20 protein-coding genes and 1 pseudogene are annotated in these 21,143 nt (G+C 49.2%); 9 read left to right on the forward strand and 12 right to left on the reverse strand.

Annotated elements, in window-relative coordinates:
• Nucleotides 1-176 precede the first annotated feature (176 nt).
• Nucleotides 177-1,256, forward strand: a complete 1,080-nt coding sequence (locus GEAM_RS16155; RefSeq protein ID WP_034793399.1) for an ABC transporter substrate-binding protein — start codon at nt 177-179, stop codon at nt 1,254-1,256.
• Nucleotides 1,257-1,299: 43 nt separating this feature from the next.
• Nucleotides 1,300-2,040: a molybdate ABC transporter substrate-binding protein gene (locus tag GEAM_RS16160; RefSeq protein WP_034793401.1), complete on the forward strand. Its 741-nt coding sequence runs from the start codon at nt 1,300-1,302 to the stop codon at nt 2,038-2,040.
• Nucleotides 2,041-2,131: 91 nt separating this feature from the next.
• Here the strand turns inward: GEAM_RS16160 and GEAM_RS16165 are convergent, their stop codons facing one another.
• Entirely contained in the window at nt 2,132-2,989 is an 858-nt protein-coding gene (locus tag GEAM_RS16165) for a PA4780 family RIO1-like protein kinase (RefSeq protein ID WP_034793403.1), read from the reverse strand.
• Between the two features lie 482 nt (nt 2,990-3,471).
• Here GEAM_RS16165 and GEAM_RS16170 point away from each other — a divergent pair, with 482 nt between their 5' ends.
• The gene (locus GEAM_RS16170; protein WP_034793404.1) at nt 3,472-4,584 is read left to right on the forward strand and encodes an SDR family oxidoreductase; all 1,113 of its coding nucleotides are present in this window, start codon (nt 3,472-3,474) and stop codon (nt 4,582-4,584) included.
• Nucleotides 4,585-4,689: 105 nt separating this feature from the next.
• On the opposite strand, the gene GEAM_RS16175 is transcribed toward GEAM_RS16170, so the two are convergent.
• From GEAM_RS16175 to GEAM_RS16185, 3 genes are all read right to left on the reverse strand, one after another.
• Nucleotides 4,690-5,313 (reverse strand): glutathione S-transferase family protein, encoded by a 624-nt coding sequence (locus GEAM_RS16175; RefSeq protein WP_034793405.1) that lies wholly within the window; start codon nt 5,311-5,313, stop codon nt 4,690-4,692.
• A gap of 54 nt (nt 5,314-5,367) precedes the next feature.
• On the reverse strand, nt 5,368-5,898 hold the full coding sequence (locus GEAM_RS16180) for a GNAT family N-acetyltransferase (RefSeq protein WP_034793406.1): 531 nt from the start codon (nt 5,896-5,898) through the stop codon (nt 5,368-5,370).
• 69 nt (nt 5,899-5,967) lie between these two features.
• Nucleotides 5,968-6,846, reverse strand: coding sequence for a helix-turn-helix domain-containing protein (locus GEAM_RS16185; RefSeq protein WP_034793407.1), 879 nt, complete (start codon nt 6,844-6,846; stop codon nt 5,968-5,970).
• Nucleotides 6,847-7,025: 179 nt separating this feature from the next.
• Between GEAM_RS16185 and GEAM_RS16190 the strand changes: the two genes are divergently transcribed.
• Nucleotides 7,026-7,934 carry a DMT family transporter gene (locus GEAM_RS16190; protein ID WP_034793408.1) on the forward strand — a complete coding sequence of 303 codons (909 nt, stop codon included), beginning with the start codon at nt 7,026-7,028 and terminating at the stop codon, nt 7,932-7,934.
• 43 nt (nt 7,935-7,977) lie between these two features.
• Here the strand turns inward: GEAM_RS16190 and GEAM_RS16195 are convergent, their stop codons facing one another.
• Nucleotides 7,978-8,886, reverse strand: a complete 909-nt coding sequence (locus GEAM_RS16195) for an SDR family oxidoreductase (protein WP_034793409.1) — start codon at nt 8,884-8,886, stop codon at nt 7,978-7,980.
• 179 nt (nt 8,887-9,065) lie between these two features.
• Nucleotides 9,066-9,809: an SDR family oxidoreductase gene (locus GEAM_RS16200; RefSeq protein ID WP_034793410.1), complete on the reverse strand. Its 744-nt coding sequence runs from the start codon at nt 9,807-9,809 to the stop codon at nt 9,066-9,068.
• A 139-nt stretch (nt 9,810-9,948) separates the two neighbouring features.
• Here GEAM_RS16200 and GEAM_RS16205 point away from each other — a divergent pair, with 139 nt between their 5' ends.
• Complete coding sequence (locus GEAM_RS16205; protein ID WP_034793411.1) at nt 9,949-10,842, forward strand: LysR family transcriptional regulator; 894 nt, start codon at nt 9,949-9,951, stop codon at nt 10,840-10,842.
• Between the two features lie 3 nt (nt 10,843-10,845).
• On the opposite strand, the gene GEAM_RS16210 is transcribed toward GEAM_RS16205, so the two are convergent.
• Nucleotides 10,846-11,775 (reverse strand): AraC family transcriptional regulator, encoded by a 930-nt coding sequence (locus tag GEAM_RS16210; RefSeq protein WP_051899550.1) that lies wholly within the window; start codon nt 11,773-11,775, stop codon nt 10,846-10,848.
• Nucleotides 11,776-11,801: 26 nt separating this feature from the next.
• Complete coding sequence (locus GEAM_RS16215; protein WP_034793415.1) at nt 11,802-13,259, reverse strand: aldehyde dehydrogenase family protein; 1,458 nt, start codon at nt 13,257-13,259, stop codon at nt 11,802-11,804.
• 152 nt (nt 13,260-13,411) lie between these two features.
• Between GEAM_RS16215 and GEAM_RS16220 the strand changes: the two genes are divergently transcribed.
• Entirely contained in the window at nt 13,412-13,897 is a 486-nt protein-coding gene (locus GEAM_RS16220) for a hypothetical protein (protein ID WP_034793416.1), read from the forward strand.
• 15 nt (nt 13,898-13,912) lie between these two features.
• On the opposite strand, the gene GEAM_RS16225 is transcribed toward GEAM_RS16220, so the two are convergent.
• The gene (locus GEAM_RS16225) at nt 13,913-14,488 is read right to left on the reverse strand and encodes a DUF1349 domain-containing protein (RefSeq protein ID WP_034793417.1); all 576 of its coding nucleotides are present in this window, start codon (nt 14,486-14,488) and stop codon (nt 13,913-13,915) included.
• 325 nt (nt 14,489-14,813) lie between these two features.
• Nucleotides 14,814-14,990 (reverse strand): hypothetical protein, encoded by a 177-nt coding sequence (locus GEAM_RS23160; RefSeq protein WP_156965804.1) that lies wholly within the window; start codon nt 14,988-14,990, stop codon nt 14,814-14,816.
• A gap of 473 nt (nt 14,991-15,463) precedes the next feature.
• Here GEAM_RS23160 and GEAM_RS23480 point away from each other — a divergent pair, with 473 nt between their 5' ends.
• The 3 genes from GEAM_RS23480 to GEAM_RS16235 all read left to right on the forward strand — a co-directional run bounded on the left by GEAM_RS23480 (nt 15,464) and on the right by GEAM_RS16235 (nt 18,700).
• Complete coding sequence (locus GEAM_RS23480) at nt 15,464-15,646, forward strand: integrase domain-containing protein (protein WP_244956644.1); 183 nt, start codon at nt 15,464-15,466, stop codon at nt 15,644-15,646.
• A gap of 223 nt (nt 15,647-15,869) precedes the next feature.
• Entirely contained in the window at nt 15,870-17,507 is a 1,638-nt protein-coding gene (locus GEAM_RS16230; RefSeq protein ID WP_034793418.1) for an AAA family ATPase, read from the forward strand.
• Nucleotides 17,504-18,700 (forward strand): hypothetical protein, encoded by a 1,197-nt coding sequence (locus GEAM_RS16235; protein WP_034793419.1) that lies wholly within the window; start codon nt 17,504-17,506, stop codon nt 18,698-18,700. The genes GEAM_RS16230 and GEAM_RS16235 overlap by 4 nt, the downstream gene beginning before the upstream one ends.
• On the opposite strand, the pseudogene GEAM_RS16240 reads toward GEAM_RS16235, so the two are convergent.
• Together GEAM_RS16240 and GEAM_RS16250 are read right to left on the reverse strand one after the other, a co-directional pair.
• Nucleotides 18,696-18,857: pseudogene (locus tag GEAM_RS16240) on the reverse strand (transposase); the annotation flags it as partial. The gene GEAM_RS16235 and the pseudogene GEAM_RS16240 overlap by 5 nt on opposite strands.
• Nucleotides 18,858-19,400: 543 nt before the next feature.
• The gene (locus tag GEAM_RS16250) at nt 19,401-21,134 is read right to left on the reverse strand and encodes an ATP-binding protein (RefSeq protein ID WP_034793421.1); all 1,734 of its coding nucleotides are present in this window, start codon (nt 21,132-21,134) and stop codon (nt 19,401-19,403) included.
• Between the last annotated feature and the right edge of the window lie 9 nt (nt 21,135-21,143).

The following is a 21,143-nucleotide window of genomic DNA, read 5'->3' on the forward strand; positions in this document are numbered from 1 at the left end:
TCTCCGATGAGTGTCGAAAGGCTTGCCAATATAACGCTTCTGGCCCTCTCTGCGTTGGTGGATTTTATTACTCTTTGTTGCCCCGCCCTTTCTGCATCATCTCCCCCCTTTTGGTCATATTTTGTTAAGGCACTCCGTTATATAATCTTTTTCACAACGAATCAGAGGATTATACCGTGCGCGCTTTCCGTTCCGTTTTGCTGCTTGGCCTCGCGCTGAGCTTTGCTCCACTTTCATCATGGGCTTCCCGCCAAGTTACCGATCAGTTAGGCCGTCAGGTGACGATTCCCGATAAAGTCGATCGCGTCGTCGTGCTGCAACACCAGACGCTCAACCTGCTGGTGCAGCTTGATGCCACTGACGACATCGTCGGCGTGCTCAATAACTGGAAGAAGCAGCTGGGCGATGGCTATGAGCGCCTGGCCCCTTCTCTTGATAGCAAGGCGCAGGTCGGCGACCTGACCAGTGTGAATCTAGAAAGCCTAGTGGCGCTGCATCCGCAGGTGGTGTTCGTCACCAACTACGCGCCGCAGGAGATGATTGACCAGATAAGCCATACCGGTATCGCGGTGGTGGCGATCTCCCTGCGCGAAGATGCCAAGGATCAGGCGGGGAAACTCAACCCGACCCTCGACAATGAAGATCAGGCTTACGACAACGGCCTCAAGCAAGGTATTCGACTGATTGGCGAAGTTGTGAACCGCCAAAAACAGGCCGCGGCATTGATCGACTATACTTTTGCTCAGCGTCAGATTGTTAGCCAGCGTTTGAAAGACATTCCTGCCGATCAGCGTATACGCACTTACATGGCCAACCCTGAATTAACCACCTACGGCTCGGGCAAATATACCGGGCTGATGATGGCGCATGCCGGGGCGATGAATGTCGCCGCAGCGACGGTGAAAGGCTTCAAACAAGTGGCGCTGGAACAGGTGATCGCATGGGATCCGCAGGTGATCTTCGTGCAAGATCGCTATCCGGAAGTGGTGGATCAAATTAATAACGATCCGAAATGGCAGGCCATCGACGCCGTGAAGAACCATCGCGTGTATTTGATGCCGGAGTACGCCAAAGCCTGGGGTTACCCGATGCCCGAGGCGCTGGCCATTGGTGAGCTGTGGATGGCGAAAAAGCTTTATCCACAAAAGTTTACCGACATCAATATGCAGAAACAGGCAGATGACTATTATCAACGTTTCTACCGTACGAGCTATGTCAGTCAAGCCGAGCAGAAAGGGAGCCAGCCTCGCCCCTGATGCCGTCACGGTGAGGCGATAAAATAATAAAGGAGAAGAAGAGATGGCAAATTCAATCAACGTGTTGGCGGCGGGCAGTCTGCGTCTGGTGTGGGAGCAGCTGACGCAAGCCTTTACCGAAGCCACCGGCACGAAAGTGAAAACCGAATTTGGACCCGCCGGGCTATTGCGCCAGCGCATTGAGCAGGGGGAGAAAACCGATCTCTTCGCCTCCGCTAATACCGCCCATCCGCTGGCAATCCAGCAGCAGGGCCGCGCGCTGGAGGTGAATACCTTCTGCGGCAACAGCCTCTGTCTGGTGGCGCGTGATACGCCAGAACTGGACGGGCTGAACTGGCTGTCCGTGCTTCTCGACTCCCGTTTTCGCCTCGCCACCTCGACGCCGCAGAGCGACCCGTCGGGTGACTACACCTTGCAGATGTTTGAAGAGATTGAGCGCCGCCATCCGGGTTCGGGTGAAGGGCTGCGTAATAAAGCCCTGAGACTGGTCGGCGGGCCAAACAGCGCCGCCGTGCCCGCAGGGAAATTGGCCTCAGAATGGCTGATTTGCAGCGGGCAGACTGACCTGTTTATCGGCTATACCAGCTATGCTCGACTGCTGCGTGAAAACGATAAACTGCGGGTGTTTAACATTCCGGCGGATTACAACGTGCGGGCCAACTACGCGCTGGCGACCTGTACTGAAAAGGCCAAACCGCTGGCGGAGTTTATTCTGTCTGACCAAGGCCAGCACCTGTTACAGAATGCCGGTTTTTGCGGGCGGGACTCGGTGATGCGGGAATAGCCGAGAAATGGCATAAAGCGGAGTAAAAGCGATGTAGTCGGGCGCAAAGTGGGTTCTCTCCTTGCGCCCTTCTTATTGAAATCTAGAGCGGTCAGTCGTTGAAATCACGTTCCTTCAGCGCACGCTGGCGATCGTAATATTCATCTTCTGCGGCAATAATTTCATCCAGCAGCGAATCGACATCGGCTTTCGAGGTGTCTTCCACAAAGTGACCGGTCAGCACGCTTTCCGGCGTCAGTTTGCCGTCCTCATACAGCGCCCAAATCTCTTTAGCGAAACGCGTCTCCAGCAACTGCGGCGCGAACTGCCCGTAGTAGCTGCGCATGTTATTCACGTCGCGCTCGAACATGGATTCGGCATGGTTGTTGGCCGAGGCGTCGACAGCCTGCGGTAAGTCGATAATCACCGGCCCGTTGGCGTCCATCAGCACGTTGAACTCTGACAAGTCGCCATGAACGATACCGGCACAGAGCATGCGCACGATATTGCGGATCATGGTGTCGTGGTCAGCCACCGCCTCTTCTGGCGTCAGGATCACGTCACTCAGGCGCGGCGCGACCAGCCCTTCGGCATCGGTTATCAGCTCCATCAGCAGCACGCCGTCGAGGCAGATGTAAGGTTGCGGCACGCGCACTCCGGCGTTGGCGAGGCGGAAAAGCGCGTCCACTTCGGCCGTCTGCCAGGTTTCTTCCTGCTGCTTACGACCAAACTTGGAGCCTTTTTGCATCGCACGCGCACTGCGGCTGTTGCGAACTTTACGCCCTTCCTGATACTGCACCGCCTGCTTAAAACTGCGCTGGGTGGCTTCCTTGTAAACCTTGGCGCAACGGATCTCTTCACCGCAAAGTACAGTGTAAACGTCGGCTTCTTTGCCGCTTTTCAGTCGACGGACCACATCGTCTATCAGGCCGTCATCCACCAGAGGTTGGATTCTATTTGGGATTTTCATGCAGCCTTGTACCTTATTTACTCGCGCGAGGGAATCACCAGCGCAATATTCCCTTCGTGAACCTTGATGAGGGAGTAGCCTGTTGCTCGCTTCCCCATTTCTTAATGCTTACTGTAACACTCCGCCGCAGACAACACCTGACTACGAGGCGGGTTTTGCGTCAGTTTATCTTAGTGACTACTTCCTGCACAAACTGATGCTTATGCCAGTTCAAAATCAGTACAATTCGGCAAAAAGGATAAGCTCACGGGGTTTATTTTTTTACCCCAGCCTGCTATTTATTAAGCAGAGATAAACATTTAATATTTCCACCTGTAAAAATCCATTTAAATTAATATCAAACCTAACTGACTGATTATAAATTTGGTTATTTATCACCACATTTCGTTTAGCTATCGTTTATTTATCACCTGCGTTGGTATACATATCGTTTAGTATCACGGTGGTACTGTGCCGGAACTTTCTCGTTACAGGTAACAGTCATGCCAAATATTTTAATTACCGGCGCATCAGGTTTCGTTGGTGGCGCAGTGGTTGAACATATTATTCGTCACGTCGCTATGGATAACCTTCAATTACTTTTATTAGTCAGGGCTGACGACAATCTGGCTGGCCGTAACCGTATTATTAGTAATTTGGAAAAATTCGATTTAACCGAGCAACAGCTTTCCGTTATCACTGAAGAATCTATTTTAATTGGTGACCTCGGCGAACCTGAAGGTTTTATTAACGATCCGCGTCTTGATGACGTTACTCACGTGATCAACTGTGCCGCTATCGCGTCATTCGGTAATAACCCGGTGCTGTGGAAAGTGAACGTTGATGGGTCACTGGCTTTTGCTAAACGCATGGCACAGGTGAAAAGCCTGCAACGCTTTGTCCACGTGGGCACAGCGATGGCCTCAATGCCGGACAAAGACAGCGTTTTCTATGAAGACATGCCGGATAACGCCCATAACGAAGATCTGGTGCAGTACACGGCTTCTAAGCGCGCGATTGAAAATCTGATCCGCCAAGAGTGCCCGGATATGCCCTTCGTCGTGGCGCGCCCGTCGATTATCGTTGGCCACACTCAGTTTGGCTGCCGCCCATCTAGCAGCATTTTCTGGGTGTTCCTGATGGCACTGAAACTCAAGAAATTCCCTTGCACGCTCGACGACAGAATTGACGTTATTCCGGTAGATTATTGCGCCATGGTGCTGGTTAATCTCTGCCTGAATAAAGAAATTCAGCACGATTTCTATCATATTTCATCCGGCGATATGTCTACGCCTTTCCATGAAATTGATATTTGCGTGGCAAAAGCCAGCAATACGCCAGCGGCCGTCGGCGAGTATAAACAAACGACTTACCAAGACTTCATTGGTATTCGCAAACAATTCAAAGATATTCTTGGCCCGTGCAATGATAAGGTTATTTTACGTGCCATCAAATTATACGGCAGCTTCGCGGAGTTAAACGTTAAATTCGATAACCGCCGCGTAATGGACATGGGTTTGCCAAAGCCAATGCCATTTAAAAACTATATCGATAAGTGCGTTATCTCTACGCATGGTCAAACCATCTCCGAACTGATGATGGTTGATTTTAAATAACCGGTCAGAAAATCGGCTGAAAATAAAAAATCCCGCGGCCTATTTTGGCGCGGGATTTTTTTATTGTTCACTGATTGAGATAACTCGTATAGCGTGCTTTTCAGCTTACGGCATGCCATTGCGGCCAAACAGCCGGAAACCTTCGCGCTGGTTCAACCTTTCGTAGTAAGCCTCGACCGCAGGCAGCGCCGGGCGCGACATCGGGGTCATCGCCCAGCGATTGACCGACAAGCCCAGCGGAATATCCGCCAGCGTGAAGCTGTCGCCCAGCACGTAGTCGCCGCTTTTTTGCAGCTGCGCTTCCAAAATCTGCATGTGGCGATTCCAGTTACTGACGCCAGCTTCAATCAGCACGGGGTCAGTGTGCTGCGCGCTATTACGCGCCAGCGCCGGGAAGGCGTAGCGCCAAGAGTTATTCAGCTCGCCCGCCTGCCAGTCAATCCACTGTTCGGTTAGCGCGCGTTTTTTAATATCTGCCGAAAGTAGGTCTTCACGCCCTTCTCGCGCCGCCAGATAGCGGCAAATCACGTTGGATTCCCACAGCACGAAGTCGCCGTCGATCAGCACCGGCACCATGGCATTGGGATTTAATGCTTTGAATTCAGGAGTTTCGGTGGACTGAAATCCAATGCCGAAATCCTCGCGTAAATAATCCAGCCCTAGCTCATGACAGGTCCACAACACTTTGCGGACATTGATAGATGACGCCTTACCCAATAATTTCAACACGATACCTCCTGATAGACAGCAGACAATGTGAACATCAACGTGGATCTGGTGATCTTAAAAACGCGGCCCGCTGCGTTTAAAAATACGGGTCGGGCTGCCGTAATACTCGGTGTCGGTTTCCGCCACAAAGCCGCACTTCTCGGCGAGGCGAATCGAAGCAATATGTTCAGGATCGATGATGCAGCAGAGCTGGCGGTCGAGATGGGTGTCGGCCCACTCCAGCACTTTCTGCGCAGCTTCCAGCGCATAGCCTTTGCCGTGGAAAGCCGGAGAGATAACCCAGCCCATCTCGGCCAAACCTTCCAGCGAAGGGGTGATATCGCGCTGATAATCCGCAATACCGACCTCACCCACAAAGGTGCCGTCGTGCAGACAAACGGCCCAATAGCCAAAGCCCAGCATCTGCCAGTGCCCCGGATAACGCAATAAGCGGCTCCAGCTAGTCTCGCGGCTGGACGGCGTACCGCCGATATATTTCACCACGTCGGGGTTGGCCCACTGCTCGGCAATGGCGTCAAAATCTTCCACGCGGTGGCCGCGCAGGACAAGGCGTTCAGTTTCTAAAACGGGAGCAGAAGTCAGCATGGCGTTGGCTCATTAAATTTCACTAAATCATAAGCTAACACTGAAATACACGAGGAGGGAATGGACTTTTTAGCGCAAGCTTTGCTGGCGAAGTTCGGTCGGCGTGATGCCACGCATGGCTTTGAAACGATTACTAAAATGGCTGGTCGAGCTGAAGCCGCACTCCAGCGCAATCGCCGTGACGTCCAGCGCGCTGCTGCGCAGTAAGTTTTCGCCCTGAATCAGCCGCGCATTCATCACATACTGATGCGGCGCCATGCCCATGCTCTGTTTGAACATGCGAGCAAAGTGGAATTCGCTCAGCTCCGCCAAGGCCGCCAGCTCGGCCAGCAGTAGCGGCTGGGAGAGATTGGCGTGAATATACTCTTTCACCCGGTTAAGCACCGCAGGCGCCAGCCCGCCGCGCACCGTCGGCAAGGCCCATTGCAGCTGGGTGTAGTTCTTCACCAGATGGGCCATCAGCAGCGTGGACGCGCTGCTCAGCATCAGGTGATTGCTGCGCTCCTGCCACTGGCTGCTGAGCAAAAACTGGCGATAAAGCAGGGTAATTTGCGGGTCTTCGGCAAAGGTTCGCTCTTCCAGCTGAATGCTCGCCGGGGTGCGTTCCCACGTCTGCTCGACCAAGTGCAGCAAGTGCTCATCGCTGCAATACAAATGCACGAAGGAGAGATCGTCGCGCACGTCCCAGCTGGAGACATTGTTTTTGGGCATGATGCAGAAGCGATCCGGGCCGCCGCCGTTACGCCAGCCGGAGCGGGTTTTATGATAGGTTTCATAACCATCCGCCACGTAAAGGCTCAGCGTATGGTGGTCAGGATTCTCCTGAGTGACACAGTCATTCTTGTTCGACCACGCGGCGAGTTTAATCCCAGAGCCTAACTCCACGCTGTCGTGCAGGACAGCATGATGCTTCCTGAGCGTTTCGAACGCCTGATAAACCTTGGCCATGGTGCGCACCGTCGGAATGAATGAGAGCGCTAAGTGTAACGGTTTGACGGGTGTGGAGGCCAGTTTTTGAGCTTTCGCTCTGAAAAAAAGCGCAAGAATATGCAAACCCCAGCAGCCTGGTGCAAGCACGGTCGCAGCAAAAGCCTCAGACTTCCGCCTTTCTATACCGGGGATTGAACATGAACGCGCTGTTATATATTTCGATTATTTTGGTCTGGGGCACGACGTGGTTTGCTATTTATCTTCAGCAAGGTGATGTTCCTGCGTCCGTTTCTATTTTTTACCGCTTCCTGCTGGCCGCCATCCTGATGCTGATTGTCATGCTGGCAACCCGTCGCCTGCGCCGCCTGCCGCTGCGTGACCATTTGTTTTGCATCGTGCAGGGCTGCTGCGTTTTCAGCTTCAACTTCTACTGCTTCTACCATGCTGCGGCCTATATCAGCACCGGGCTGGAGTCAGTGATTTTCTCCATGTCAGTACTGTTCAATGCCTTTAACGGCATGCTGTTCTTCCGCCAGAAGCTCGCGCCGACGCTGATCCCAGCTTCCATCCTCGGCTTGGCGGGCATCGTAACCCTTTTCTGGCACGACCTTTCAGCCTCGCATATCGCGCCAGAATTGCTCAAAGGCATCGGCCTGAGCCTGCTCGGCACTTACGGCTTCTCGCTGGGCAATATGATCAGCACTCGCCACAAAAATCGCGGTCTGGACGTGTTCTCCACCAATACCTACGCCATGTTTTACGGCACCGCGGTGATTGGCGCACTGGCCCTGTCGCAAGGGGAATCCTTCGCCATCGACCTGACGCCGCAGTATATCGGCTCATTGGTTTACCTCGCCGTGTTCGGCTCGGTGGTGGCGTTCGGCATCTATTTCAGCCTGGTCGGGCGCATCGGTGCCAGCCAAGCGGCCTACAGCACCCTGCTGTTCCCACTGGTGGCACTTACCGTCTCCACGTTCGGTGAAGGCTATCAGTGGCACATCAACGCGGTGATTGGGCTGTGCATGATCCTGCTGGGGAATTTCGTGATGTTCGCCAAACCTAATTGGTTCAGCGGGTTGCGTAAAACGGATAAAGCGGTGAGTTAAATCGGGTTGGCCTGAGGGATCAGGCCAGCCATTTTCTAGTCAATTACATCGCAGGCTTCAATAAATCTTCCAACCCAATACGGCGGAACAGCTCGGTGCGGACGCGGTCTGCCACGCCGTTGACGATTTCACAGCCATCTTCGGATGGATCGATATGTACGCGGAATGGGCGGGTGCCGAACGGCATACGCACCACGTCGACTATCGCCTGCGCCACTTCGCCAACGTCGGCGTCTTCGGGTTCTAGCGCCGCCAGCCCTTTCAGGCTCTGCTCTGGCAGACCGGCGTACGGGCCGTTGTCATATTCTGCCGCGCGGGCTTTATCCGCCGGAGAGCCTGCGTGGACAAAGTGGTTGGTGCCCTTGGTAAAGGCGCCCGGCACGATGATTGACGTTTCAATGCCCCAGCGCGTGAGTTCGGAGGCGTAAGAGACCGCCAGCGAGTCCATTGCTGCCTTAGCTGCAAAGTACGGCGAAAGGTAAGGCGGCGTACCGCCACGGGCGCTGCTCGACGACACCCACACCACCAGCCCGCGCCCCTGCTTGCGCAAGTGCGGCAAAGCGGCGCGGTTGACACGCTGGGTGCTCAAGACGTTGATATCAAACAGCTGGGCGAACTGCTCCGGCGTAAAAGCTTCTGCCGGGCCGAAGGACATATGTCCGGCATTGTGGATGATCACGTCCAGACGCCCGGCTTCGGCAATAATCTGCGCGATACCGGCTTCAACCGAGCTGTCGGAGGCCACGTCCAGCTCGACGGCGCGCAGATCGACCTTATTCTCACTGGCATAGCGCGAAACAGCTTCGACCTGCGGCGCATTGCGCCCGGTGGTTTCGCGCATACTGGCGTAAACGATATGCCCGGCATTCGCCAGCGTGCGGGCGGTCAACGCGCCAAATCCGCTAGATGCCCCGGTGATAACAATGACTTGTTTGCTTTGAGACTTCGCCATTTTTTGTTCCTTTCTTATTTTTAGGTTTTCAGGTGTAGCAGAGGGATCCCCTAAATAATTCGAGTTGTGGGTAGGCGGCAAGCGAGAGAATCCCCGGGAGCATGGCCAACCATGTGACCGGGGTGAACGAGCGCAGCCAACACCCCCACAGCACGAATTATGACGGGGATTAAGGGGATTTAGATGATGCCGCCATTGGCGCGCAGCGTCTGGCCATTGATCCATGCACCATCAGGGCCAGCCAAGAAGGCCACCACGGCGGCGATATCTTCTGGCTGACCGAGGCGTTCCAGTGGAGCTACTTTTGAAATGGTTTCAATCAGTTGCTCTGACTTGCCGTTGAAGAACAGGTCCGTTGCCGTTGGGCCCGGGGCTACTGAGTTGACGGTGATTTGGCGGCCGCGCAGCTCTTTGGTTAACACCCGGCTCATGGCTTCGACCGCCGCCTTGGTGGCAGCATAGACGCCGTAAGTTGGCTGGTAGAGGCCCACCACGCTTGAAGAGAAGTTAATGATTCGGCCGCCGTTGCGCATGCCTTTCGCCGCTTCACGCAGGGTGTTGAAGGTGCCTTTCAGGTTAATATCAATCAGGCTATCGAAAGTAGCATCGTCAGTATCGGCAATGCTCGACAGCGGCATCACGCCCGCGTTATTGACCAACACGTCGATGCCGCCAAAAGCCTGCTCGGCGCTGGCAAACATTTTTGCCACGGCCGCGGAGTCGCTGACGTCGGCCTGCGCACTCACCGCGCGGCCACCTGCCTGTTCGATTTTCTGCACCAGCGCGTCAGCGGCTTCAGCGCCACGGGAGTAGTTAACAATTACGGTGAAACCCTCTTTCGCCAGACGTTCTGCAATCGCCGCGCCGATACCGCGTGACGCGCCAGTCACTAATGCAACTTTGTTTTGAGTCGTGTTGGTCATGTTCTGTTCCTCGTCATTGATTAATTAGTCAGCAGCGTTGCTCACCGTTGAACAAAGAATAGTCCATTGAACTTTTCGAATAATTACCTAATATTCGTTAACACTATCCGAATAATTCGAACAATAAAGAGAGCCAAAGGTGGATAAACTCGACAGCATGCGGCTGTTCACCCGCGTGGTAGAACTGCGCAGTTTTACTCAGGCCGCGCAGGATCTGGATTTAAAGCGTTCCACCGTCACCGACGCCATTAAACAGTTGGAGCAGCGGCTGAATGTCCGCCTGTTGCAGCGCACCACACGGCACGTCAGCGCGACGCTGGATGGCGAAGCTTATTATCAGCGCTGTTTGCGGATTTTGGCCGACGTCGAAGAGGCCGAGATGGCCTTTGCCGGAGCACAACCCAAGGGGATTTTGCGGGTAGACGTTCACGGCACCATGGCGCGTTACTTTGTTCTGCCGGGCTTGCCGGATTTTCTGGCGCGCTATCCCGACATAGAGATGGTGCTGAGCGAAGGGGATCGCTTGGTGGATTTGGTGCGCGAAGGTATCGACTGCGTGATCCGCGCCGGAGAGCTGAAAGACAGCGACATGGTGGCACGCTCGCTGGGGCAGCTTGAAGAGATAACCTGCGCCAGCCCGGACTATTTGCAGCGCGTCGGTACGCCAAAAATGCTGGAAGATCTTCAAGGGCATCAGATGATTGGCTATCGCTCAACCGCCACCGGCGGCTTGTTGCCACTGGTGTTCAACGTCGAGGGGAAAGTGCGTTCTGTGACGCTGCCCACCACGCTTTCGGTGACCGGCGCAGAGAGCATGAAAGAAGCCGCCAGACGCGGACTGGGCATTATTCAGGTGCCGAAATATGGTTTAACCGAGGATTTACAAAGCGGCGCGCTGGTGCAGCTTTTACCGCAGTTTTCGCCGGGTTCGATGCAAGTTTCCCTGCTCTATCCGCGCAACCGCCAGCTGTCGCCGCGAGTCAGGGTATTTATCGATTGGATAGTGAAAGAGTTCGCAGCCCGAAATCAGTAAGCCTTACACCACCATGCCGACTAGCCTGAGCTGTTCGATGTCCTGCAAAGGCGGCGCGCCAAAAGAGCGGCGATATTCGCGGTTAAACTGCGAAGGGCTTTCATAGCCGACCTGAAAGGCGGCCGTGGCGGCATCGAGGTCGCCCGCCATCAATAAACGGCGTGCTTCCAACAGGCGAATTTGCTTTTGATATTGCAGCGGACTCATGGCGGTCAGCGCCTTAAAGCGATGGTGCAGGTTGGATACGCTCATGCCGACCTGCTTCGCCAACTCGTCCATGCGCAGCGGTTTGGTGAAGTTCTGCTTAATCCATATCACCGCGTCACTCACCCCTTTGCCCTGATAATAGGTAAGCAAGTGATGATAAAACGCATCGCATTTCGGGTTAGTGATCAGCCGGTAAAAAATCTCTTTCTTCACCAGCCCGCCCAGTGCCTGAAGCTCCTGAGGGTTGTCCAGCATGCTGATCAGCCGTAAAAAGGCGTCCTGCAACTGCTCGTCAGAATGGGCCACATAGGCCGCCACACTGCTGCCTTGCCCAGTGGGGGGTGCAACTTTCATGTCGATCAATAAGTCGGCCATTTCCGGGATATTCAGGTCAATGCGCACGCCAAGATAAGGTTCGTCGCCAGTGGCATGGGTCACTTGCCCGGCGATCAGCATATCAATGGCGGCCAGCACGTAGCTGCCTGCGCCATAGTCCGTCACTTCCTGCCCAATCAGCACCCGCTTTCTGCCCTGCAATACGATGCAAACGGCAGGCTCCAGCATGCCTTTCTTCATGTCGGTCGGCTCGGCGTAGCGAATGAAAGACAGCCAGGGCAGCGCGGTTTTCAACGTCACTTCACTGGCGTCGAGACCGGCATAGCAGGCCGTCACTCGCTGGCGCAGCTTATGCAGCGTCGGCGAATCCTCGAGGTGTGAATTGCTCATTGGCGAACTCTCTGGCTGTCGATTCATTATGGGTGGCTCGTTTTCACCGGTTGGTCATCAACAATGCTCTTTGGCTCAAGATACGCTTCTAGCCCATAGGTGCCAAGTTCGCGGCCAATTCCCGACTGTTTGAAGCCGCCAAACGGCGCATCGGGCACGTCATACATGCCGTTGATGAAGACTCGCCCGGCGACGATTTTCGACGCCACGTAGCGCGCTTTCTCAAGGTCTTGGCCGCTCACGTAGCCGTGCAGGCCGTAGACCGTGTCGTTAGCCATGGCGATAGCTTCTTCAACATCCTTGTAGGTCAGCACCGAGATAACCGGCCCGAAGATCTCTTCGCGGGCAATGGTCATTTCAGGGGTGACGTTGACAAATACCGTCGGTTTGACGAAATAGCCGCTCTCCAGCCCTTCAGGGCGACCTTCTCCCCCACACAGCAACTCAGCGCCTTCGGCAATCCCTTGACGAATATAGTTCTGCACGCGCTGATACTGCTTGGCGGTAACCAACGGGCCGATGAAAACATCGCTCTTGGCCGGGTCGCCGACGGTAAGCTGACCAATGGAGCGTTTAATCTGCGCTTTCACCTCTTCTAAACGGCTCTGCGGCACCAGCAGGCGAGTCCCGGCCAGACAGGCCTGCCCGTTATTGATGGTGCCAATGGTCAGCGCCAGAGGAATGGCTTTTTCCAAATCAGCATCTTGCAGAATCACGTTTGGCGACTTGCCGCCCAGCTCCAGCGTGACGCGCTTCATGGTGTCTACCGCGCCGCGTGCAATGGTTTTGCCCACCAGCGTCGAGCCGGTAAAGGAGATTTTAGCAATGTCCGGGTGACGAGTGATTTCCGCGCCAACCACGTCGCCACGGCCAGTGACGATATTAAACACGCCCGGCGGCAAACCGGCGTCGTGCAGGCATTCAGTGATGATTTGCGTCTGCGCCGCGCTCAGTTCGCTCGGCTTAATCACCACCGTGCTCCCCGCCGCCAAGGCCGTCGCCATCTTGTTGGTAATAAAGCCATAGTTGGCGTTCCACGGCGTGATCAGACCGACGACGCCCATAGGTTCCATCACCACTTTGGCCTGCCCGACATAGCGAACAAAATCATACTCTTGTAGCAGCTTGATGGTTTGCAGGAAAGCGCCCGAGGCGCGTGCCACCGTGCCTTTTACCATCCAACCTGCGCCGCCGTATTCGGCGAGCATCACGGCTTCCAGCTCATCGGCCCGCGCCAGCACGGCGTCATGCAACTGTTGCAAATACTGGATACGCTGGGCTTTGCTGGTCTGCGAGTAGCTGACATAAGCCGCTTTGGCGGCGGCAATCGCCCGTTGGGTATCAACTTCATCCGCCAGACGCACCTGCGTGACCACCTGCTCGGTCACCGGGTTTATCAGGTCCATCACCTCGCTGCCGTGCGGGGTGACAAACTGGCCGTTGATATAAATCTGATTGATCTGCTTTATCGTTGGGGATGACATGAATGACTCCGCTGCGGCCAAGCCGCTCAGTGAATGAACAATCATGTTAGGTGGCGAAGGGAAATCAGCGATAGACCGATACTGTGGAAGGATTGCCTAATCCTGCTGTTCGGGAGTAAGTTGAATCATCAATAATTGGAGTATGAAGAGCGATGACCACATCTAGCGTATTACTGCATATTGGCCCTGAACAGACTGAGATAACTGTCCGCACCGCCGGGCGAGAAGACCTACACTTGCTGCTGACGCTGGGTTCCCAGCTGACATCGCTGGCCTATTTTCGCCATACGCCGCCCACACCTGCCGAGCTGGAAAATGCCATTATGGTGGTCGAAGACGAGCTGATGCGCGTGCGTCACGATATCCCACCAGGAGCGCGAGTGAGCAGCAGCGATAACGACATTCGTGCTATCGCACGGCTGGCCGGGGTGGCCGAAAATGAACAGATGCCGCTGTCGGTGGACGCCGTGGAATGCACTTTCGATCGTCTGGCTTTAGTGATTAATGGCCGCCCGGCCAGCTTCGAAGGCATCCCCGAGGGCAATGACTTCGCCGCTACGCTGCTGATCCTGCGCGAATTCATGCACCATTTGCAGTTCGAAGAGATAGTGGTGCAAGGCGCGAAGTTCGAGCTTTAAGCCGGAAATCGCCTTTCACGACAAGTCGTGCAGCTCTTTCTTCAACGCTTTGCCAAGGCTGATGTCGCTGAACTCCACCGCCAGTCCAGCGCGCTGCGGCGTACAGCACATCAGGCCAACGTGAATACTTTTCGCGGCGGGGAATGGGCACAGACGCAGCAGCGGCCAGACTTGGCCATCCGTTGAGTATTGCACCCGCAAGCAGCCTTCGGTCAGGGTGACGCGCATCGAAAAATCTCGCGGATCGCCGGAAAAAATCCCCGTCGCCCAGTCTGAATTTTCATTGGTCAGCACGCTGCCAATCATCGGCTGGCCGTCATTCAACTCAATTCCAGCCTTCAACCAGTGGCTCTCATCGGCAGTGACCATGATACCCGCCTGATCGTACAGCGTGGTGAAATCGCTGCGCACCCGGACCTGTAAGGTGAAGTCTTCCGCCACGTCCCAGCCATAAACATGTCCGCTAAATCGGTTGAAGCCATACCAGGTATTGCTCCAAAAATCGGTGGTGTCGTCCGTCACAGCGCGCAACACGCCATCTTGCTCCGACCACTGCTGCGGCGGATTAATCCATCGAGGAGTAGAAATCATGGGCAGTTCCTAGGCTAAAGAGTGGAAGGGTAAGGATAGAGGGGATGGCAGAAAAAACAAAAAAGCCCCTCTCGGGGCTTCTTTGCTTATGGTCCTTAATGCTGAGGAACCATAGTTTCTGAGTCATATTGCCGCTGAGGGCAAATAATCAGAACGGTAGTTCACATATAAAACCGATAAAGAAGGACAACCCATTGATTAAGTTATCTTTAAAATAAAAAACGCTACATATGTTAAGTTAACACATGCATTTCAGTACATCAGTCTTTGCGTTTTGTAAAAAATGGGACCAAATGTAAAGATAGAAAGTTTACAATTTACACATTCACTCGTCGTTTGGCGTATGAAGAGTATCTTCTAAACCTGTTGCTTCATAGGCTTCTTCAGAAACAGGAACGACGTGCAAATGAACATTTTCAGACAATAGGAAAAACTCGCCTTTCTCAATTAAGAGCATTTCTTCCATACTACATACAGGACTTTCAAAGAGTTTTTTATCCATCTAAAATCCTTTAGATGAAAGGATCATCTGTTAATTGTATTTATCAACAGGTTATTATATCACTTTAAAACTTTGACCTGCACCCATCATTAGATATTTACAATAGCGTGCTTACAGCAATACTCGCAGGCATAAATGCCTGCCTTAACTTCGCAGAGAATATTAATTGTCTGCCATCGGGGGGGAACGGCTTTACCAGCCGTAAGATAATGCGGGCTGCAGTGTTCAACTACATAGAGTGTGATTGCAATCGGTGGCATCGCCACAGTGCCTGCTGCGAGCGGCTGAGGCCACTGCAGGCAAAACCAAACCGTCTGATCCAAAGCATAAGAATTTGATTCATGATGTGCTCGCCCTCGTATGTAGTAAAGGCAAAGGCATCGCATTGTCGATGGTGATTACGCGCTATTTAGGGGCTGAGAACAGAAGAAACGGTTCAGTCGGCGAAATCACTTAAGACGTGGCAACAGTCGCTGGCGCGTGGGGATGTACTGTTGCGTGTTGTATCCGGCGCCAAAGGCGGCAGACCGAGAAATACAACGGTCGCTAGGTGCAATGAGTTGGTGCACGGCTTAAATGCTGCGGTAGCATATTCGGTCGAGCACGGTGGTAAGTTGGCCGATAAACTTGGGCTGAGGAGCGCGATCGCTACGTAAATGTGTTTAAGGATGCGAGTTTTTCTGGGAAAAAGCGCCGCACAGGCTGAGATATGCAGATATACGAGAGACTACAGAGTAGCATAGGAAAAATTGCCTTAGCAGGAAAGAAGCTGAGGCCATGGTTTCGATGGATTTGGAACATGGAGATGGAAAAGGTTGCAAAGTTTCGAGAGTTTATGGTAGATAAATATCAAAAAAATATTACTGGTTAATAAATCAAATGAAAATTGCACACATATATATAAAAAAGTACAAAATCCTTAACGAAATAAATATACCTATAAACGCAGAGCACGATTGTAACTTCAATCATGGCTGCATAGAAATAAATAAAAAAGAAAAAGATTTAGTTCCCGAAAAATATTATGATGAAATCTCTCTCTCAGCTGTAATCGGTGAAAATGGCGTAGGTAAAAGCACGTTACTTGAATTCATAGAAGCCTCCTTTAGTTATATTAACGGCTCCGGAATAATTGTTTGGCACGATCCCGATAGCGGATACCTAATACATGTATACAACATGGATGTTAAACAAGTTAATAACACATCTCAATTCTCACATGAAATATATTACCTTTATGAAACTACGTTATTCAAGGAAAACGTAAAAGTAATAAAGATAAATAATCTGCCGAGCCCTACCGGAGAATCGAAAAATAAAAAATCAAGACATGTCAAAAACATACCGCTATCAAAGATAGAAATAAATACTAAAGACCGTTTTTTACGGACGTACACCTATCTCCTACATAATCCAAGAGGGAATAAACTCAAGGGTTCTCAAGCAAGCTTTGAATTTATATTTAACCACCACAACCTTAACGATATAATTGAGTTGAATAATAAATATAAAATCAAGCGGGGCAACTCAAATAGTTACGTCGTCAACAAAATTGATAAAATATTTAGTTATAAATACGAGTCAACTAACACCATAGATGAAATAATTGACCAGATATTAGATGCTACATGTTTATCTACGCTAAAATCATTAGTATCAGGACTCAAATATGAATCCAGTGAACTCAACATGTATTTAATTGAGTTAATCTCATCCTACCTGAATAACAGAAGTTACGGCGTGGGAAATGCGAATCAATCCTTTGAGTTATGCCTTAAAGTGCTTAACAAAAATTCAATCTCAGAAAAATTATTAGACAATTATATTAATGGTTTTAGGTCACTTTCATACTTATTAGAAAACGAGATTATTTTAAAAAATAATAACATAGAAAGTATAGTAATTGAAGATGAAAGAATCACGGTAAAAACTGAAAGTGCAGAAGAAGCCTATCGTGGTGTCAAACACCTCGACGCAATACCAAGAGTGATTAAGCATAATATTTCATATGGATGGAAAGGTTTCAGTAGTGGAGAGTATGCATTAATAAAATTCTTTTGCGAACTTGAAGCAGCAGTATTAAAGTTACAAAAAAAAACCAAAAGTTTTATATTTATAATTGATGAGGTAGATTTATATCTTCATCCTGAGTGGCAAAGAGAGTTCATTGATGAGCTAATTGAACATTTAGCATCTCTTCGAATAAACATGAAGTCACAAGTGATATTAACTACTCACTCCCCCATCATCATAAGCGACTTTCTATCTGAGAATATAGTAGCACTTAATAAAAACAATTCTGGTCAAGTGGAAAAAGTTAGTTCCAGAGGATTTGGAACACCGATATCTGAGCTCTACATTGATGGAATGCATTTATCATCAACTTTTGGATCTCGCTCAAAAAGATATATTGATGACATAATTGAAAGTCGTGACAACCTTGACGAATTCCAGAAAAAACTCATCGAGAAAATTAAAAGTAAAAATATCAGATTAATGCTCGGAGCGTCCCAATGATTAAAACCACCCCGCGATTCACGAAGGATTTCATGGTTCGCTATAGAAATGAAGTATCTGTTAAAAAAGTTTTCAAAGAAATATGTGAAATTAATCAATTTGTACCATATGAAAGCAAGAGAATATTTGAATATTATTTTAGCTTAAACAATATAATGAAATTAACATTGCTCCCGGCAAATTATTTAAAATGGTATGTAAAAGAACTGGAAATAAACTTACCAATAATAATCCAAAGATATAACCCCACCATATTGCTTACTGATTTTGATATTAGTAAGCTATCCATGCTTCCTGAATCAACGAGGAACAAGGCTGATAAGCTTAAAGTAATCGATTGTTTACAACTTACAATTGCTGAGCTTAACAGAATAAAATGTGTAAAGAATGAAATAATCGTTGATGAGTTAATCTCTTACATTAACAATCCTACATTACCGGGTGACATTAGAAAAAACCTTGAAAAAGTGAAAGGATTCCTAAATGGCAAACCTGGCGTATTGAATGAAATATACCCTACAAAATTTCCCATTTGGGTTAATATGCTCGAAAAAGCATTTGATTACGAACATGTTAGTAAAAAATTTGGTCATGAAATAAATGGTTTCTATAACATTGGCTATTGTCCATATTGCAATGATGAACCGATACACTCAATCCAGTCTACACGAAAGACCTTTAGACCACCTCTTGACCATTTTTTACCTAAAGCTCTTTACCCTTTTTTAGCAGTATCAATATATAATCTAATACCTTCAGGAACCAGATGTAACAACTCATTTAAGCTTATGAGAGACACAAGAACTGCTTCTAATCCTAATTTAATTACAGATCAGATCCCACATCAGGCAGTTTTTTTAATTAACTACATCCCAGATGTCAAGGTCTCTACAAACAATATATCAATTGATATTTTAAATATAAGCGAAAAATTCAAAGTTAACACCGAAATATTTGGCCTATATGATGTTTATAACAAACCAGATACTAAGCAAGAAGTTGCTTGGATAATGGAAAGAATTGAATTCTTAAGGGACTCCGGAACTCTCAATGAGACATTAAATGATTTTAATAGATTTTACCTACATCTAAAAATTCAATTAGGGGAAAAGGCAAATAATTTTAGATGGAAAAAGTTGCTTTTAGACACAGTTAATCAAATGACCGACTCAAGCTTCAATGCCTGCATATAGATTTAAGCCGCTTCACCTCAGGAACTTCCATGCCACCAAACTTCTTGCGCCAGGTGTAGAAAGTGGCATCGGAAATGGCGTGCTTGCGGGCAGAAACACCGCCTTCCACTTCGCGGAGAATACTGATGATCTGTTCGTTGGAAAAACGCTTCTTCATGGGGATGTCTTCATGTGGCTTATGAAGACATTACTAACATCGAGGTGTATTAATCAACGGGGAGCAGGTCAACGTTATTGAAATGATTAATTTCTTTTCATGCTGGCCTAAACTTATATAATGAGCACAGTTATTAACCACTATAGAAAGATCATGAACAATTACTCCATTTCGAGAATTCATAAAATGATACGGGCGCGGCATAACGCCGCACTCATTCATTGGAGTAAATTCAATTGGTTAGAACCAGATCATGGCGACGCCATCAAACTTTTCGCTTAAAAGCTAAACGGAGAAAATGCCTCTTATCAACACACCAAACAGATCATGCGCTGGGAAAAATGTATTCTACTCCCTGCCAATGCTCTTGTTACCTTTGCGGACATCAACGAACACATCATGGCCAGAATATCCAAGAGCAACGAGCACGCCTGTTGTTCGTCTAAGGCTATTTTAAAATAAAATGACACGGTGCTGGCTAAGTAATAGATATTAAGCTCAGATACAGCACCGTGTATATCATCATAAAGTGAAAATATAAAACTAATCCACCTTCCAACTACCTGAAAAATTTGCATTTTTAGAGTTTGGAACATTGAGAGGCTTTTTCATTTTTACTGTCATGGGGAATGGGAAATCCACACCCAACATCAAGGCTTCACCTTGTCCCAAAACAGGAAGAAATGAAGCTGAACGCTGATCAATTGCACCTACCGCCTTTTTAACAATATCTTGGTCAAGCTGATTAGTTAGTCTGTGCACTATAAGAGTACCGATCTGGCTCAAAACATCTTCGGGAATGTCACGTGGGCGCTGAGTTGCAATAATGGTATTTAAACCATATTTCCTACCTTCTTTTGCTATATTCCCAAATGCATCTAGCTCAAATTTGTTTGAATCCTCACCTACTTTTTTATTTAAAAACTGATGTGCTTCATCAATAAATATCAAAAGAGGTCTTTCATGGCTAATAAATCCTTTTCTTGCAACAGAAAGTAGTTTTCTTCCGATCGCATTAACAAGGATTTCACGTGAATTTGCTTCAAATGGGACTTCAGATAAATCCAATCTGATAATTTTTGACTTACAGTCGACTCCACAAAATTCGTCGATTAAATTAGGTATAGTTTTGAGTGTATGGTCGACATCGATCATCCATTCTAAATTTTTGTTACCAGAGTACGATTTAATACGAGAGATGAGGTTTAAGCAATGTCCAACGTCATTATCGGCTCTTCCCCCCCATATTGTTGAGTTAGGATTTGTCGAAGTTCCGCCGTTTGGCCAAACACACTCATTCACAATTTGATCAGCAATATTCTTAAAAACCCAAGGAGCTAATTGAATATAAGAATTCATAGCTAGAAGCGCAGTCTCATACGGAAGCTTTTGCTGTCCGGATTTGTTTAGCAGAAACTGATTGGTTATATTAAGGTTATGCCCTGCTTGCGCATGGTATTGCCATACTATTTTCTGACTCTCAATTGCAGCATCCAATTTTGGTGACTGACTCTGAGCTGAAGGTCTTAGAAAGGCACGAATATCTGAGTCGGTAAACTGCCAATGCGGAAATGTTAATTTATTATTCTTGTTAGCTCTAATATGATTGCCAACATAATAACTTTCACAATTTAATGAATCATATTCACCAGTAGGATCTATTACTATAGCTTTCCCTCCAGCATCACGCACTTGCTCAATGATATTTGTCATTGAGTAACTTTTCCCACCACCAGTAGCACCTAAAATCGCACAATGTCTGGAAAATAACTTCTCAGGAGTGACATGTATTGTTACGGATGAATCATGAGGAAAAGTTGCAAGGGGCAAATATATTTTTTCGCTGGTATCATCCTGTTTGCCCTCTGCAATTATAGATACAAGCTCAGAATGAGCCGAGTATATTTGACTACCTAATCGTGGATGTTGTTTAATTCCTTTGTGATTTTTCCCATTAACAGGGTTTAAACTTACCAATAGTTGAATAAGACCAATTGGGTGATTCTCTAACGGTTTATCTGCTAAACCATCGACACTTAATCTTTCCCCACCCTCTATCCATACTTTTACTAGACGACCTAGTATCGCAGTCTCACCGACATCAATAAAGACAAACTCATTAACTTCTCCTGCAGCAATTCTATTACCAAAAGACCAACCAGGTTCACCAGAACCCGCTTTCGAAAGGTTTGCAATTAATTCTGTTGCAGAAACATTGATTACGCTTCCTATACGCCTGATTGGATCGTATGGAGAAAACCATTTGTTTTGTCCCATAAGCACACC

The sequence above is a fragment of the Ewingella americana ATCC 33852 genome (assembly GCF_000735345.1).
Taxonomy (GTDB): domain Bacteria; phylum Pseudomonadota; class Gammaproteobacteria; order Enterobacterales; family Enterobacteriaceae; genus Ewingella; species Ewingella americana.

What these genes read in the sequence shown, in the direction of transcription:
- GEAM_RS16165 (WP_034793403.1), bottom strand. Translation starts at nt 2,989, where the DNA reads ATGAAAATCCCAAATAGAATCCAACCTCTGGTGGATGACGGCCTGATA.
- GEAM_RS16190 (WP_034793408.1), top strand. Translation starts at nt 7,026, where the DNA reads ATGAACGCGCTGTTATATATTTCGATTATTTTGGTCTGGGGCACGACG.
- GEAM_RS16200 (WP_034793410.1), bottom strand. Translation starts at nt 9,809, where the DNA reads ATGACCAACACGACTCAAAACAAAGTTGCATTAGTGACTGGCGCGTCA.
- GEAM_RS16215 (WP_034793415.1), bottom strand. Translation starts at nt 13,259, where the DNA reads ATGTCATCCCCAACGATAAAGCAGATCAATCAGATTTATATCAACGGC.
- GEAM_RS16195 (WP_034793409.1), bottom strand. Translation starts at nt 8,886, where the DNA reads ATGGCGAAGTCTCAAAGCAAACAAGTCATTGTTATCACCGGGGCATCT.
- GEAM_RS16235 (WP_034793419.1), top strand. Translation starts at nt 17,504, where the DNA reads ATGATTAAAACCACCCCGCGATTCACGAAGGATTTCATGGTTCGCTAT.
- GEAM_RS16210 (WP_051899550.1), bottom strand. Translation starts at nt 11,775, where the DNA reads ATGAGCAATTCACACCTCGAGGATTCGCCGACGCTGCATAAGCTGCGC.
- GEAM_RS16180 (WP_034793406.1), bottom strand. Translation starts at nt 5,898, where the DNA reads ATGCTGACTTCTGCTCCCGTTTTAGAAACTGAACGCCTTGTCCTGCGC.
- GEAM_RS23160 (WP_156965804.1), bottom strand. Translation starts at nt 14,990, where the DNA reads ATGGATAAAAAACTCTTTGAAAGTCCTGTATGTAGTATGGAAGAAATG.
- GEAM_RS16185 (WP_034793407.1), bottom strand. Translation starts at nt 6,846, where the DNA reads ATGGCCAAGGTTTATCAGGCGTTCGAAACGCTCAGGAAGCATCATGCT.
- GEAM_RS16160 (WP_034793401.1), top strand. Translation starts at nt 1,300, where the DNA reads ATGGCAAATTCAATCAACGTGTTGGCGGCGGGCAGTCTGCGTCTGGTG.
- GEAM_RS16230 (WP_034793418.1), top strand. Translation starts at nt 15,870, where the DNA reads ATGAAAATTGCACACATATATATAAAAAAGTACAAAATCCTTAACGAA.
- GEAM_RS16220 (WP_034793416.1), top strand. Translation starts at nt 13,412, where the DNA reads ATGACCACATCTAGCGTATTACTGCATATTGGCCCTGAACAGACTGAG.
- GEAM_RS16170 (WP_034793404.1), top strand. Translation starts at nt 3,472, where the DNA reads ATGCCAAATATTTTAATTACCGGCGCATCAGGTTTCGTTGGTGGCGCA.
- GEAM_RS16250 (WP_034793421.1), bottom strand. Translation starts at nt 21,134, where the DNA reads ATGGGACAAAACAAATGGTTTTCTCCATACGATCCAATCAGGCGTATA.
- GEAM_RS16225 (WP_034793417.1), bottom strand. Translation starts at nt 14,488, where the DNA reads ATGATTTCTACTCCTCGATGGATTAATCCGCCGCAGCAGTGGTCGGAG.